General features: G+C 62.1%; 12 protein-coding genes. 2 read left to right on the top strand and 10 right to left on the bottom strand.

Annotated features, from left to right (window positions below; genetic code table 11):
• Positions 1 to 77: 77 nt before the first annotated feature.
• The 10 genes from EET67_RS16040 to EET67_RS15995 form a co-directional block, all read right to left on the bottom strand.
• The gene (locus EET67_RS16040) at positions 78 to 1,460 is read right to left on the bottom strand and encodes a TRAP transporter large permease (protein ID WP_210211131.1); all 1,383 of its coding nucleotides are present in this window, start codon (positions 1,458 to 1,460) and stop codon (positions 78 to 80) included.
• Positions 1,453 to 2,001 carry a TRAP transporter small permease subunit gene (locus EET67_RS16035; RefSeq protein ID WP_128627210.1) on the bottom strand — a complete coding sequence of 183 codons (549 nt, stop codon included), beginning with the start codon at positions 1,999 to 2,001 and terminating at the stop codon, positions 1,453 to 1,455. Before EET67_RS16035 ends, EET67_RS16040 begins: the two co-directional genes overlap by 8 nt.
• 188 nt (positions 2,002 to 2,189) lie before the next feature.
• A complete protein-coding gene (locus EET67_RS16030) occupies positions 2,190 to 3,293 on the bottom strand; it encodes a TRAP transporter substrate-binding protein (RefSeq protein WP_128627209.1) in 1,104 nt (367 codons plus the stop codon).
• A gap of 328 nt (positions 3,294 to 3,621) precedes the next feature.
• Positions 3,622 to 5,115 carry a tripartite tricarboxylate transporter permease gene (locus tag EET67_RS16025; protein WP_128627208.1) on the bottom strand — a complete coding sequence of 498 codons (1,494 nt, stop codon included), beginning with the start codon at positions 5,113 to 5,115 and terminating at the stop codon, positions 3,622 to 3,624.
• Positions 5,116 to 5,119: 4 nt separating this feature from the next.
• A complete protein-coding gene (locus EET67_RS16020; RefSeq protein ID WP_128627207.1) occupies positions 5,120 to 5,641 on the bottom strand; it encodes a tripartite tricarboxylate transporter TctB family protein in 522 nt (173 codons plus the stop codon).
• Positions 5,611 to 6,792, bottom strand: a complete 1,182-nt coding sequence (locus tag EET67_RS16015; RefSeq protein ID WP_128627206.1) for an alpha-hydroxy acid oxidase — start codon at positions 6,790 to 6,792, stop codon at positions 5,611 to 5,613. Before EET67_RS16015 ends, EET67_RS16020 begins: the two co-directional genes overlap by 31 nt.
• Positions 6,793 to 6,817: 25 nt before the next feature.
• On the bottom strand, positions 6,818 to 7,834 hold the full coding sequence (locus EET67_RS16010) for a proline racemase family protein (RefSeq protein ID WP_128627205.1): 1,017 nt from the start codon (positions 7,832 to 7,834) through the stop codon (positions 6,818 to 6,820).
• A 95-nt stretch (positions 7,835 to 7,929) separates the two neighbouring features.
• Entirely contained in the window at positions 7,930 to 8,922 is a 993-nt protein-coding gene (locus EET67_RS16005) for a Bug family tripartite tricarboxylate transporter substrate binding protein (protein WP_128627204.1), read from the bottom strand.
• A 167-nt stretch (positions 8,923 to 9,089) separates the two neighbouring features.
• Positions 9,090 to 10,070, bottom strand: coding sequence for a PDR/VanB family oxidoreductase (locus tag EET67_RS16000; protein WP_128627203.1), 981 nt, complete (start codon positions 10,068 to 10,070; stop codon positions 9,090 to 9,092).
• 83 nt (positions 10,071 to 10,153) lie between these two features.
• Complete coding sequence (locus tag EET67_RS15995; RefSeq protein ID WP_128627202.1) at positions 10,154 to 10,846, bottom strand: hypothetical protein; 693 nt, start codon at positions 10,844 to 10,846, stop codon at positions 10,154 to 10,156.
• 257 nt (positions 10,847 to 11,103) lie between these two features.
• Here EET67_RS15995 and EET67_RS15990 point away from each other — a divergent pair, with 257 nt between their 5' ends.
• On the top strand, positions 11,104 to 12,036 hold the full coding sequence (locus EET67_RS15990) for a LysR family transcriptional regulator (protein WP_128627201.1): 933 nt from the start codon (positions 11,104 to 11,106) through the stop codon (positions 12,034 to 12,036).
• A gap of 300 nt (positions 12,037 to 12,336) precedes the next feature.
• Positions 12,337 to 13,662 carry an MFS transporter gene (locus tag EET67_RS15985; RefSeq protein WP_245450948.1) on the top strand — a complete coding sequence of 442 codons (1,326 nt, stop codon included), beginning with the start codon at positions 12,337 to 12,339 and terminating at the stop codon, positions 13,660 to 13,662.
• Positions 13,663 to 13,691 lie beyond the last annotated feature (29 nt).

Here is a 13,691-nt window from a genome sequence, read left to right as displayed (position 1 = left end):
CAGGCGCTCCAAAGAAATCGGGCACCGTGCGTCCCGACCGGACCGCACGGCGCCTGATCAAGCTCCCGAAGGAGCTGCTATTTGAACAACACCTGTGGCAGCCAGGTGCTGAGTCCGGTGAAGTACCACACGATCGCCAGCCCGATGACCTGCAGGCAGACGAAGGGAATAATGCCCTTGTAGATATGGGCGGTCGTCACCGAGGGCGGCGCCACGCTGCGCAGGTAGAACAGCGAGAACCCGAAGGGCGGCGTCAGGAAGCTTGTTTGCAGGTTGACCGCGATCAGCACGCCGAACCAGATTGGCGAAATATCGTGCATGAGGATGATTGGGGCTACGATCGGCAGCACCAGGAACATGATCTCGATGAAGTCGAGCACGAAACCGAGCAGGAAGATCACCACCATAACGAACAGGATCGAGGTGAACACGCCGCCGGGCATGTTGGTCAGGAAATGTTCGACCAGCACGTCGCCTTCGAACAGGCGGAACACCAGCGAAAACAGCGTCGCGCCGATGAGGATGAGGAAGATCATCGACGAGATCTGCAAGGTCGAACGCATGGCAGAGCGCAGGATCTTCAGATTGAGACCGCCCTGCATAGCGGCAAGCAGCATGGCGCCGAGCGAGCCGATGGCAGCAGATTCCGTTGGGGTTGCAAGGCCGGCGATGATGGAGCCCAGCACCGCAATGATAAGAGCCAGCGGCGGGATCAAGGCCTTGACGACCTTGAACCCTAATCCGCTGACCACTTCGCCTTCCTTGACCAGCGCCGGGCAGGCGTCCTTGCGTGTTACGGCAAGGAAGATCACCCAGGACGCATAAAGCCCCACCAGAACCAGGCCGGGGAAGAAGGCACCGGCAAACAAATCGACCACCGACACCGGCTCGGGTGCGAAATTGCCCTTGGCGGTCTGCGCCTGCGCATAGGCGCCCTGCAGTATATCGGCCAGCAGGATGAGGACCGTCGAAGGCGGGATGATCTGGCCGAGCGTGCCGGAGGCGCAGATGATGCCGCTTGCAAGCTTGGGATCATAGCCGGCTCGCATCATGGCGGGCAGGCTGAGCAGGCCCATCGTCACCACGGTTGCGCCGACGACCCCGGTCGAGGCGGCCAGCAGCGCGCCGACGAAGATCACCGACAGGCCAAGCCCGCCCCGCATGCGGCCGAACAGAAGGCCGAGCGTCTCGAGCAGATCTTCGGCGATGCGCGAGCGCTCCAGCACCACGCCCATGAAGACGAAGAGCGGGATCGCGACATAGACCTGGTTGGTCATGATGCCATAGATGCGGCCCGGTATGACCGGCAGCATCTCGGACTGGATCAGGCCGAATATCGCGCCGATGCCGGCAAATATCAGAGCCACGCCGCTCAAGGTGAAAGCGACGGGAAAGCCCATCATCAGGGCGGCCACCACCGCCGGGAACATGAGTACCCCTATGACTGCCGCATCAATCATTGTCAGTGTTTCCGTTCGTATTGTCGGTTTCTGCGGCGGCGCCCACGAGCACCAGATAGTTCCGGATTGCCAGCGACAGGCCCTGCGCCAGCAGCGGGATGCAGAACAAAAGGATTATGGTTTTGAGCGCATAGACCCAGGGCAGGCCACCGACATCCTGAGTGGATTCAAGCCGCTGCCAGGAATGCAGGACATAGGGGTAGCTGTACCAGAAGATGGCGAGCACGCTCGGAACCAGAAGAAATAGCGTTCCGAAGAGATTGACCGCGGCACGAAATTTCGGCCCGCGGGAAGCGTAGAAGAAGTCTACGCGCACATGCTTTTCATGCAGCAGCGTGTAGGCGGCGCCGAGCATGATCAGGGCAGCATTTGCCCAGACGTAGGAATCCTGCATCCACACCCAGCCAACAGAAAAGGCGTAACGCAGGATGGCGACGGCAGCCGCCGCCAGGACGGTGAAGAGGACCAGCCAGGACAACGCCTGTCCGATCCGGTTGTTGACCCGGTCGATGCCGTTGGCCAGGGAAATCAAGAAGGACATGGCGTGAGGCCTTGCAATAGGGGCTCCCAGTAGACGGTGCGCAGTGCAGCAAAAGCTGCGTTTGCCGGGAGCTGGATATAAGGTTGAGGACAAGAGCCCGCTGCCATGATTGGAGCGGGCTCGAATGCTGACCAGTTATCTGGAAAGCACCGGCGGACCGGATTTTGCCGACCCGCCGGGCAGCCACCTCAACCGCCGTTCAGGTTGGCATATTTGTAGTCCAGCGACCTGGCCATCAGCACCGCCTGCTCGCTGAGCGCCGTGGCACCCATGACGGCAGCGCGGAAGTTGAGGATATGATCCACAACTTCGCGGCTGAGCGGATCCTTGGAGGCCAGGTCGTTGATCACCTCGCCGGACTTGTTGGCAAGATCGATCAGCGTCTCGTTGCTGAACGGACGGAATTCGACCTTCTCGTCCATAAGCTGCTTTTGCGCGACCGGGTTCCTGGCGGTCAGCTCGTTGATGACATGGGCATTCGCCAGTTCGGCACCGGCCGCGACGATGGCCTGCAGGTCCTCGGGCAGCTTGTTCCACTCATCCATGTTGACGAACAGGTCGTTGATGCCCGACGGCTCCTGCCAGCCCGGATAGTAGTAGTATTTGGCGACCTTGTGGAAGCCGAAGGCCTGGTCGAGATAGGGCCCGATCCATTCGCAGGCATCGATGGCGCCGGACTGCATCGAAGGCAGCAGCTCGCCGCCCGGAAGGTTGACGATGGTCGCCCCGAGCGCGCTCAGCACCTCGCCGCCCATGCCCGGCATGCGCATCTTCAGCCCGGAGAAGCTGGCCGTCGATTCGATCTCGCGGTTGAACCAGCCGCCCATCTGCGTGCCGCTGTTACCGGCAACGAAGAACTTGCAGCCGAGGCGCTCATAGACCTTCTGCGACAATTCAAGCCCGCCAGCCGTGAACCAGGCATTCTGCTCCTGCACCGTCATGCCGAAAGGAAGGCCGGTGATGAACTGCATCGCCGGCTCCTTGCCCTTCCAGAAATAGGAGGTGCCGAAACCCACCTGTGCAGCGCCGCTGCTGACCGCATCCATGGTCTCGAAGGCGGGCACGACCTCGCCCGCGCCATAGACCTGGACCTTCAGGCGCCCGCCCGAAGCCTTGCCGACGAATTCGGCAAAGACGTTCGGCGCTGTCCCATAGACCGGATAGCCCTTGGGATAGGCATGCAAAAGGCGCCAATGGCGCACATCCTGGGCGATTGCCGGCGCAGCCAGCGCAGCCCCGGCGACCGTCGCGCCCGCAAGCCCGATTGATTTGATGAAAGAACGACGCTCCATTCCTTTCCCTCCCTAAAAGCAAGATGTCCCTAATGCAAAAACCTCTCACAAATTAAGACAAACGTCAATATTGTGTATGCAATATATTTGGTTTTGTATTCGTAATAGTTTTATTGAATACAGAATGCACAGGAAATACGCTGTATGACTTCCTCAATTCTTGATTGTGGAAGTCATACCGGGATTCTGGGTCGGTGAACCGGCTCGCGCTGCCTGGGTGCGCGCCCTGGATTTCGCTTTGGGCTTGCCCCGGGGCGGGGCTTCACATCAGCGCTTCTGTTTCGTCATCGGCGTTCGATGCTCCTGTCTGGGGCGAGGTATGGCGCGCTCACGCATCCTGGCGCTGGCTGCGCAGGCGCGGTGCGACGGTGATCGCGATAAGGCCAAGAGCGGCGACGAGCAATGCGAGGCTGATCGGGCGGCTGACGAATGTCGTCGGGTCACCCAGCGACAACAGCATGGCGCGCCGGAAATGTTCCTCGATCAGCGGGCCAAGCACGAAAGCGAGAATCAACGGGGCCGGCTCGGCCTTCCACTTCATGAACACATAGCCAAGCACGCCGAAGAACATCATCACATAGATGTCGAACACATTATTGTTCACGCTGTAGGCGCCAATGCAGCAGAAGACGAGGATCGCCGGATAGAACAGCCGGTAGGGGATCTTCAGCAGCGACACCCACACGCCGATAAGCGGCAGGTTGATGATGACGAGCATCAGATTGCCGATCACCATGCTGGCGATCAGGCCCCAGAACACGTCAGGGTTCTTGGTCATGACTTCGGGGCCAGGCTGGATACCGTGGATGAGCATGGCTCCCGCCATCATGGCGATCGTCGGGTTCGAGGGGATGCCGAGTGTGAGCAGCGGCACGAATGCCGTCTGGGCGCTCGCATTGTTGGCAGCTTCCGGCCCCGCCACGCCCTCGACCACGCCGGTGCCGAAGCGCTGCGGGTATTTCGAGATCCGCTTTTCCACCGTATAGGAGGCGAATGAGCCGAGCGTCGGACCGCCGCCGGGCAAAAGGCCGAGGAAGGAGCCGATGAAGGTGCCGCGCAAGGCCGACGGGATGACCTTCCTGAATTCCTCGCGGCTGGGCATCAGGCGGCCGATCTTGCCCTTCAGCACCACGCGCTCCTCGGGCTCCTCGAGGTTCTTCAGGATCTCGGCAACAGCGAACAGGCCCATGGCCAGAGGCACGAAATCGATGCCGTCGCTGAGATCGAAGAAGCCGAAGGTCATGCGCTGGACACCGCTGGAAACGTCAGTGCCGACCAGCGACAGAAGCAGACCGACAAACACCATGGCGAGCGCGCTGATCACCGATCCCTGCGCCAGGATCACCGCTGCGATCAGGCCGAAGATCATGAGGGAGAAATATTCGGCGGGCCCGAAGAACATCGTGAGTTCACTGAGGCCGGTCGCAAAAACCGCCATCAGCACCACCGCAACGATGCCGGCAAAGAGCGAAGACAGCGCGGCAATGGCCAGCGCCGGGCCGGCACGCCCGTTGCGGGCCATCTTGTAGCCGTCGAGACAGGTCACCACCGACGAGCTCTCGCCGGGAAGATTGACGAGGATGGCTGTGGTCGAGCCGCCATATTGGGCGCCGTAATAGATGCCGGCCAGCATCACCAGCGCCGCGACCGGCGGCAGATAGAAGGTGACCGGCAGCAGGATCGCGATGGTGGCGACCGGCCCCAGACCCGGCAGGACGCCGATGAGGGTTCCGATCAGCGCCCCGCTGAAGCAATAGAACAGATTCTGGATCTGCAACGCGACCGAGAGGCCGGAAAAAAGATTGGAGAATGCATCGAACATCGGCTCAACCCGCCGGCCAGAGAGGAATGGGAAGGCGCAGCGCGGTGACGAACACCAGTGCGGAGAAGACAGTGAGGGCGACAGCAAGCGCCGCGACCTCGCGCAGACTACTGTCGCGATCGGCCAGGCTCACCAGCACGACGAGCGCCGGCATTGCGACGAGCAAACCACCCCTCTCCACCAGCAGGCCGAAAGCCAGCAGGCCGGCAAATATGAAAGTCAGCGGGCGAAAGGGCCATGAATGGAGTTTTTCGCCGGCAAAAAACAACGCACGGGCGAGGATTCCCAGCCCGGCCAGGGCAATGAGACCGCACAGTATCGTCGGCATATAGCCGGGGCCCATGCGCAGGATCGTGCCGACCCGGAGGCTGGACACCTGCCAGTAAAGCACGCCGGCCATCAATAACAACGCGGCTGCGAAGACGATATCGTTTGGACTCTTGACCAGGCGCATGGAACCTCCCTTCCAGTGTCTTTTTCTTTGGGACAGACCGATCAGCAGCGAAGGATCGGCGACCTTGCGCAAAGTGCGGATCTGTCGATTTGTGAGAGCGAGTTGCAGCCGGCGAGCACCATGGTGCGCTCCAGCTCCGTTCGCAGAATCTCTACCGAGCGCGCCGCGCCCGGCGCGCCCCCGGCCGCCAGGCCGTAAAGCATCGCGCGGCCGCACAGCACGGCGTTCGCTCCCAGTGCCAGCGCCTTGAAGACGTCGCCTCCACGCCGGATGCCGCTGTCGAGAAGGATGTCGCAGCGCCCGTTCAGCGCCTCGCTTATGGCCGGAAGGGCATGGAGCGAGGTTGCCGCGCCATCGAGCTGGCGCCCGCCATGGTTCGAGACCACAACCGCATCGACGCCACGCTCGACTGCAGCTACCGCGTCTTCGGCCCGCATGATGCCCTTGACCACCAGCTTGCGCGGCCAGATCGAGCGCAGCCATTCCACGCTTTCCCATGACAGGGCCGCATCCATCTGCGCGGAGATGAAGCGTGCGCCATCAATGGCGCTGCCCTGCCCCTTGGGAAGAAATTCAGCCAGGTTGCCGAAGCCGGGCGGCCCGTTTGGCACCACCACATCCAGCACCCATGACAGGCGCGAGGCGACATTCATCTTGGCGCGCCATGTCAGCTTGCCGGGACCGGCATAATTGTGCTTGTCGCCTTCGCGATTGCCGAGCACGATCGCATCGCTGGTTAGCACCAGCGCCTCGCAGCCGGCGTCAAGCGCGCGCTCGACCAGGCGCCTGGTGATGGCGATATCCTTGAGCATGTAGAGCTGGAACCAGTGCCGGCCGCCCTTCATCACACCAGCGACTTGCTCGATGGTGCTGCTCGACATGGTGCTTTGGGTGAAGGGAAAGCCGGAGGCGCGCGCGGTCCTGGCAAGTGCCAGGTCGCCATCCCTGGCCAGCATTCCATTATAGCCGGTCGGCGCGATGGCGATCGGCAATTGCGAGCGCTTGCCGAGCACCTCGACGCCGGTATCGACGGTCGAGATGCCCGCAAGCTGCCGGGGCAGGATATGGGCGTTGGCAAAGGCGGCGCGATTGGCCACCATCGTCAGTTCGTCCTCGGCGCCGCCATCGACATATTCGAACGAGAAGCGTGGAACCCGCCTTTGAGCGAGTTCCCGCAGATCGGATATGTTGCGCGCCCTTGCCAGGGCTCTTGCACCTGCCATTTTCAATCCTCCCCGACGCCTGCGATCAGACGGTGCTGATCACGTAGCCCTTGCCGTTCTCGTCATTGGGATCGAGGTGCCATTTGGCGAAGCCGACGATGGTCGAGCGGCCCTTGACGGTGGGAACCACGGCGCGATTGCCGGCAACCGTCGTCTCGCGCACGATGCAGCCCTCGAAGGTGCCGGAGCCGAGCAGGCCTTCCGCCTGGATCGGTTCACCCACCTTGATGCGGCCGCGCCCTTCAAGCATGGCCAGCATGGCCGAGGTGCCGGTGCCGCCCGGCGAGCGGTCCATCTTGCCATTGCGATAGGTATGGACGCAGCGATAGAAGGCGCCCGGCCGCTGCGAGGGCTGGTAGAAGGTCACCAGGTCGATTTCGGTAATATGCGGCTTTTCCGGATGGACGAGCTTTATCTTCTCGTTGATCTGCTTCTTGGCGAGCACGCCGAGCTTGGCCAGGATCGCGCCGTTCTCAGGCGCGATGCGGCAGAAGGATTCCGGCAGCGGAATGGTGATGAAGTAATTGCCGCCAAAGGCGATGTCGGCCTGGACGGTGCCGAGCTCCGGCAGTTCCACCGCAATGTCACGCTCGGCCAGGAAGGCCGGGACGTTTTCGAAGCGGCACGACTTTACCTCATCACCCTCGACCTCGACTTCCGACACGACGATGCCGGCCGGCGTTTCGATGCGGATGCGGTTGGGGCTCGACGACTGCGGCGTCAGGTCGAACGCGGTCATGATCATCGAGGTAGCGATGGTGCCATGGCCGCACATGTCGCCATAGCCGTCGCCGTCCAGCCAGATGATGCCGACATCGGCCTCGGGGCTGGAGGACGGCACCAGCAATGCGCCGAAGAGGTCATTGTGCCCGCGCGGCTCGTTCAGAATGGCCTTGCGCACCCAATCGAAGCGCTTCTTGAAATGTTCGCGCTTCTCAAGAAGCGTGGTTCCTCCCGGAAAAAGGAACTGACCATTGATGATGCAGGTCGTCTCGCCTTCGGTCTGGGTGTAGACGGCGTCCACAAACGTCGTTCTTTTCATGCAATTCCACTCCAATTTCGGATTACCGGATAGTCTTGTAAGCGCCGCAGCACTCGGAGAACCGAGAGCCGCGGCGCGTCCTTGGGAGGACGGTCTCAATCGAGCGTGATGTTCGCCGACTTGATGAGCTGGCCGAAGCGCTCGATCTCACCGGAGATGAAGGCGGTGAAGTCCTCGGGCGAATTCGCCACCACTTCGACGCCCTGCGCGTCCATCCGCTCGACAAAGGCCTGCTGCTTCAGCACCTTTGCTAGTTCGGCATGGAGGCGCTTGGTGGCCTCGGGCGGAATGCCGGCAGGCGCGACCAGGCCATACCATTCATAGATCTCGACGTCCTCGACACCCGCTTCTGCCATCGTCGGCACATCGGGAAGCACCTTGGAGCGTTCGGCGCTGGTGACGACCAGCGGACGGACCTTGCCGCCATCGATCGAGGATTTCACCGAGGAGATGACGTTGAACATCATCGGGATCTGCCCGGCAATCACGTCGTTGAGACCCGGTGCGCCACCGCGATACGGCACATGGACCATGTCCACATTGGCAGACAGCTTCATCGCCTCACCGGAGAAATGCCCGGACAGGCCGTTGCCGGCCGAACCATAGGGGATGGTGCCCGGCTTCTCCTTGGCCATCGCCAGCAATTCCTGCAGCGTCTTGGCCGGGAAATCCGGATTGGTGATCAGCGCGACGCCGACACGGGTGACCATGGTCAGCGGCTGGGCGTCCTTGATCGGATCGAAGGGCAGGTCGGGAACGAGATTGACGGCGGAAGCGTAGGAGCTGGCGATGATACCGAAAGTGTGTCCATCGGCTGGCGAGCGCAGGATCGCTTCGGTTCCGGTCACACCGCCGCCGCCGGTCTTGTTTTCAACCACGACCGGCTGGCCCAGCGCCTCGCCGAGTTCGGGCGCGATCAGCCGGGCAATGGTGTCGCTGGTGCCGCCCGCCGGATAGGGAACGATCAGGCGCAACGGCTTGGTCGGCGCCCATTCCTGTGCGACGGCCGTTCCGGAGAACACCATCGCAACACCCAGTGCGATTGCGGACCAGAAGCCCGCGCCACGTTTGCGTTCGTTCAAATGCATGAGTACCTCCCGTGTTGCATTGATGCAGATTTTCGATTTTCCGGAACTTCTCTCTCCCGTTCCCGGAAAATGCGGCTTGAGCCGCCCTGGCCTTCAGCAGCCAGGGCGGCCCTTCAAAACTCCTTTTGTCTGGCTCTGCTCGCGAACTCCCGCACGGATTCGCCGCGTCACAAATCAAGCACGAGCAGGTCGCTCTTGGCGCGTGATACACAGACAAGCATGACGTCACCCGCCTCCTGGTCCTCGTAGCTGAGCACGTCGTCGAAATGGTCGGGCACGCCCGAAAGCACCTTCACCAGGCAGGTGCCGCAAATGCCGGCACGGCAGGAATTGGTGACCTTGCAGCCATTCTCCTCCAATATGTCGAGGATGCTGCGATAGGGCGGAATGACCAGACGCTTACCGGACCGGGCAAGCTCGACCTCGAAGCTGCCTTTTTCCTTATTGGCGGCCTTGTCGCTCGGCGCGAACCGCTCCAGATGCAGCGCGCCCGAGCGCCATATCTGGCACTTGGCCTCCACAGCATCGATCAGCGGGGCGGGGCCGCAGCAATAGACAAGTGTGTCAGGCAGGTGCTCTCCCAGGAATTTCTGGAGATCGAGCAGGCCGAATTCGTCCTGCGGCACGATATGGGCTTCGCCGCCGGCGAGTCCGCCAATCTCTTCAAGAAAGGCCATCGAGCGCCGGCTGCGTCCGCCATATAGAAGAGTCCAGGGCTTGCCTTGGGCCGCCACCGCACGGATCATCGGCAGGATCGGCGTTATGCCGATACCGCCAGCGATAAAGAGATAGCGATCCGCCTCAGCCAGGCTGAAATTGTTGCGCGGTCCGGCAACCGAGAGCGTGCCGCCCTGCCGCAATTCTTCGTGGACATAGCTTGAACCGCCGCGGCTGGCGGGCTCGCGCAACACCCCGATCCGCCAGTTGTCGCGCTGCGCGGGGTCCCCGCACAGCGAGTATTGCCTGACGATGCCGTTCGGCAGCAACACATCTATATGTGCACCGGGCTGCCATGCGGGCAGATCCGCCCCATCGGGAGTGCGCAGTTCGAGACTGACCACACCTTCCGCGACAGGCCGCAGTTCGGCGATGGTCAGTTCGAACAACTCGCTCGCCTGTCCGAGCGACCGGGAATCGAATGTCGTCATGTTCTCAGTCCACGCCGGTGTCATCGACTTGTTCGGTCTGCCGCAGGCGACGCGGAAAGAACCCGCGTCACTTCAAGCCATGCTCAGGCGCTGCGCGCCTGGGCGACGGATTCGGGCGTGAAGGTCTTCCACGCAATGTCGCGCATGCCGCGCATGGCGCGCAGGATCTCGTCGCGGTCGTGATCGGTCTTGGCATAGGCCGCCAGAACCTGGCGGCCGAGGCCGACATGGAACTTCTCGTCCGTCTCGATCTGCTTGTAGACCCGCACGACCTCGGCGAAATCATGCCGTTCGCCGGCCTTGAAGGTCGGCTCGAAGCTGCCGGACGCCGACGTCTCCGAACAGTTCCAGGCTGCGATCGCTGCCAGTGGGTGCCGCTCGAGGCACTCCCACAGGAAGTCGCTCCACGGCTTGGCTTCCGGCGGAACGGAGGTCGGCACCGTGCCGCCGAGCGATTCGATCGCCCTGCCGACGATTTCGTAATGCTCGGCTTCCTGGAAGGACTGCTTGGCAAGCAGCGTGATGTGCTTGCGCTCGAACTCGAGTCCATAACGGCGGATCTGTTCGTTCAGCAGGAAGACGTAGTCGATCTCGCGCCAGGCGCGCGGCGCCAGCCATGCAGCCAGGACCTTCGGGTCAGGGTTCTTGTCATAGGAGGCGAAGAACGACTCCGTGGCAAGGCGCGTATTCTCGACCACCGAGTCGAGGATCTGATCCAGTTCGTCGTTGATTTCCGCCAGACCATCGCCGCCCCTGACCCTACGCACGTCTACCATTTTCTTCCTCCTTGGCCGCTACGGTGCCGCGGCAATGAATTTGCACGACCTCGCCATCGGACGGCCGATGTCCGGCGCGATCCGCACAAGATCCGGATTTGCTCGATTGTCCGGGCGAGAACCTCGCCTCCTGGCCCGCTCCGGCGGGCGGCTTCAGACATCAGGATGATAGCCGCGATGCCTTCCCAATCAAAATCATTGAAATTGCGATCTGATTTAGTTTTACTAAAGAAGGAAATTTCAGTTGGAGCCGGAATGTGAGGAAGCTGCCGCCTTTGCGCGCGATACAGACCTTCGAGGCCTTCGGGCGCCATGGCAGTGTCGCAGCGACCGCAGACGAGCTCGGCGTGACCAGCGGGGCGGTAAGCCAGCAGATCAAGCGGGCGGAGGACATGCTTGGCCTGCGCCTGCTTGAGCGGCATGGCAAGAACATCTCGCTGACGTCCTGGGGCCGCATCTACCACGCTAAGGTCACGCGGGCGTTCGACAAGCTTCGCGAGGCGCAGGACGAATTGCTGTCCATCCGGGCCGAAAGCAGCCTGGTGGTGAGCTGCCTGCCATCGCTCGCCAGCAAATGGGTGGGGCCGCAGCTCTTCGACTGGCAGGCCAAGTCGGGAGCCCATGTCCGCCTCGTCGGCACCGGCACCGAGCCGCGCCAGGGGGAAGAGCCGGTCGACTTCCGCATCTCCTACGGCGACCGGGTCAAATCCTTCGAGCACTACACGGAACTTTTTACCGACTGGGTGGTGCCAGCCTGCTCCCCGGCCTTTCTGGCCGCAAACCCCGTGGCGCGCCCGGCCGACATCCTCACCCGCTCGCTGCTGGGCATCGAATGGGACTCCGGCTACCAGCAGCCGCCAAGCTGGGTCGATTGGGCGGCAAGCATCGGCGAGACACCGCCGAGCACGCCAAGGGACCTGCGGTTTTCGATTTCCAGCGCGGCGATCGATGCGGCGATCAACGGGCGCGGATTTGTGCTGGCGCAGCTCGCCATGGTTCACGACGATCTCGCCGCCGGGCGGCTGGTCGTGCCCTTCGACCTGCGGCTCAAACTGTCGCAGACCTACTTCCTGGCATGGCAGCGCTCGGCGCTGGAAAAACCTCTCGGCACGGAATTGCGGGCATGGATCATCAAGATCTCGCGTCGTCAGGCGGCGCTGAACAAGGAGCCTCTGCCGGCGGTGCAGTGACCCGGCCCCGGCCCCAGGCGGCTGGATCACAATCCACCGACCATGAAAATTTTATTTGAACCTGCAAGACGGGGCGCCGGAATTTTGCACGGCCGCGCACGTGCCCGCGTAACACGCATTCCGCACCCTGCATACAAAATTCTGATTATTGCATGCGCCAAAATTCGCATGTAAGGGCGCGAAATGGGTCCAGGTGGAGACGTCTCCGGCAGCTGCCGATTGCGGAATGGACCTCGGCGGCGTGCTCAACGGACAACCGCATATCATCGGAGGAAAATGATGGCAGAGATCGGAAAAGCAATGCAAAGGCGCGTTGCTATCGCCAGCCTGATCGGCACTACTGTTGAATTCTACGATTTCTATATTTACGGGATAGCTGCAGCTCTCGTCTTCAATAGTATTTTCTTTCCGAGCCTCGACCCGGTCATCGGAACTATCGCCGCTTTCGCGACATTTGCCGTTGGTTTCGTCTCGCGGCCGCTCGGCGCAGTCGTGTTCGGCCATTTCGGCGACCGCATCGGCCGCAAGGCGATGCTGGTTGCCTCGCTGCTCACCATGGGCGTGGCGACCGTGCTGATCGGCCTGCTGCCGACCTACGGGACCATAGGCATTGCGGCACCGATCCTTCTATGCCTGCTGCGCTTCATGCAGGGCATCGGCCTTGGCGGCGAGTGGGGCGGCGCGGCCTTGGTTGCCACCGAATTTGCGCCCAAGGGTAAACGCGGATTGTTCGGCGCCCTGCCGCAACTCGGCAGCGCTCCGGGCTTCCTGCTGTCCAACGGCATCTTCCTCGGCCTCAGCCTGCTCCTCAGCGACGAGCAGTTCCTGAGCTGGGGTTGGCGCATCCCGTTCCTGCTCAGTTCGCTCCTGATCATTTTCGGCCTGTATATCCGGCTCAGCATCGCCGAAACGCCGGTCTTCCAGCGCGTACTCGACAAGGAAGCCCAGTCAAGCGCGCCGATCGTCAGCGTGCTCAAGACCAATTCGCTGCAGGTCATCCTTGGCGGCATGTCGACAGCCATCACCTATGTGCTGTTCTTCACCACCGGCACTTTCGGCCTCTCCTACGGCGTCAAGACACTCGGCCTGGAACGCTCCCACATGCTTTCGCTGACCATGGTGGCGGTCATCGCAATGGCGGCTTCGACCCTGATCTGCGGAATGCTCGGCGACCGCTTCGGCCGCCCGCGCGTTATCATGATCTCGGGCGTCGTCGCAATCATCTGGTCGTTCTTCTTCTTCCCGATGCTGGATACGAAGGATTCGCTGATGATCGCCGCCGCCATGTCGATCACGCTTGCGGTGATGGGCGGCATTTATGGACCGATGGGCGCCTTCCTGCCGGAGCTGTTCAAGCCGAGCCTGCGCTATACCGGTTCCGCGCTTGCCTACAGCCTGGGTGGCATCTTCGGCGGTGCGCTGGCGCCGATCATCGCCACCGACCTTGCCGCGAATTTCGGCTCGCATTCGATCGGCTACTATCTCGCCGCAATGGCTCTGCTCAGCATCGTCTGCGTGGCCATTCTGCGCCGCCGCATGCCGAAGGATTTCAGCGAGGAAGCCAGTTCGGAGGAGACGTCTCCGGCAGCCGGCGGCACCGCCCGTGCCGCTTTTTCCGCCAACTGACACGCGGGGCTGGCGGCAAGTGTAGGCTG

Origin of the sequence: Borborobacter arsenicus (genome assembly GCF_003934165.1) — a bacterium.
In the GTDB taxonomy this organism is placed as follows: domain Bacteria; phylum Pseudomonadota; class Alphaproteobacteria; order Rhizobiales; family Rhizobiaceae; genus Pseudaminobacter; species Pseudaminobacter arsenicus.
Note: the sequence above shows the minus strand (reverse complement) of the source record. Positions and strands in the feature narration are given on the sequence as shown.

Excerpts from the sequence above, each read along its gene's own strand:
- EET67_RS16025 (WP_128627208.1), bottom strand. The coding sequence starts at position 5,115 with ATGTTCGATGCATTCTCCAATCTTTTTTCCGGCCTCTCGGTCGCGTTG.
- EET67_RS16030 (WP_128627209.1), bottom strand. The coding sequence starts at position 3,293 with ATGGAGCGTCGTTCTTTCATCAAATCAATCGGGCTTGCGGGCGCGACG.
- EET67_RS16010 (WP_128627205.1), bottom strand. The coding sequence starts at position 7,834 with ATGAAAAGAACGACGTTTGTGGACGCCGTCTACACCCAGACCGAAGGC.
- EET67_RS15995 (WP_128627202.1), bottom strand. The coding sequence starts at position 10,846 with ATGGTAGACGTGCGTAGGGTCAGGGGCGGCGATGGTCTGGCGGAAATC.
- EET67_RS16000 (WP_128627203.1), bottom strand. The coding sequence starts at position 10,070 with ATGACGACATTCGATTCCCGGTCGCTCGGACAGGCGAGCGAGTTGTTC.
- EET67_RS16040 (WP_210211131.1), bottom strand. The coding sequence starts at position 1,460 with ATGATTGATGCGGCAGTCATAGGGGTACTCATGTTCCCGGCGGTGGTG.
- EET67_RS16005 (WP_128627204.1), bottom strand. The coding sequence starts at position 8,922 with ATGCATTTGAACGAACGCAAACGTGGCGCGGGCTTCTGGTCCGCAATC.
- EET67_RS16015 (WP_128627206.1), bottom strand. The coding sequence starts at position 6,792 with ATGGCAGGTGCAAGAGCCCTGGCAAGGGCGCGCAACATATCCGATCTG.
- EET67_RS15985 (WP_245450948.1), top strand. The coding sequence starts at position 12,337 with ATGCAAAGGCGCGTTGCTATCGCCAGCCTGATCGGCACTACTGTTGAA.
- EET67_RS16035 (WP_128627210.1), bottom strand. The coding sequence starts at position 2,001 with ATGTCCTTCTTGATTTCCCTGGCCAACGGCATCGACCGGGTCAACAAC.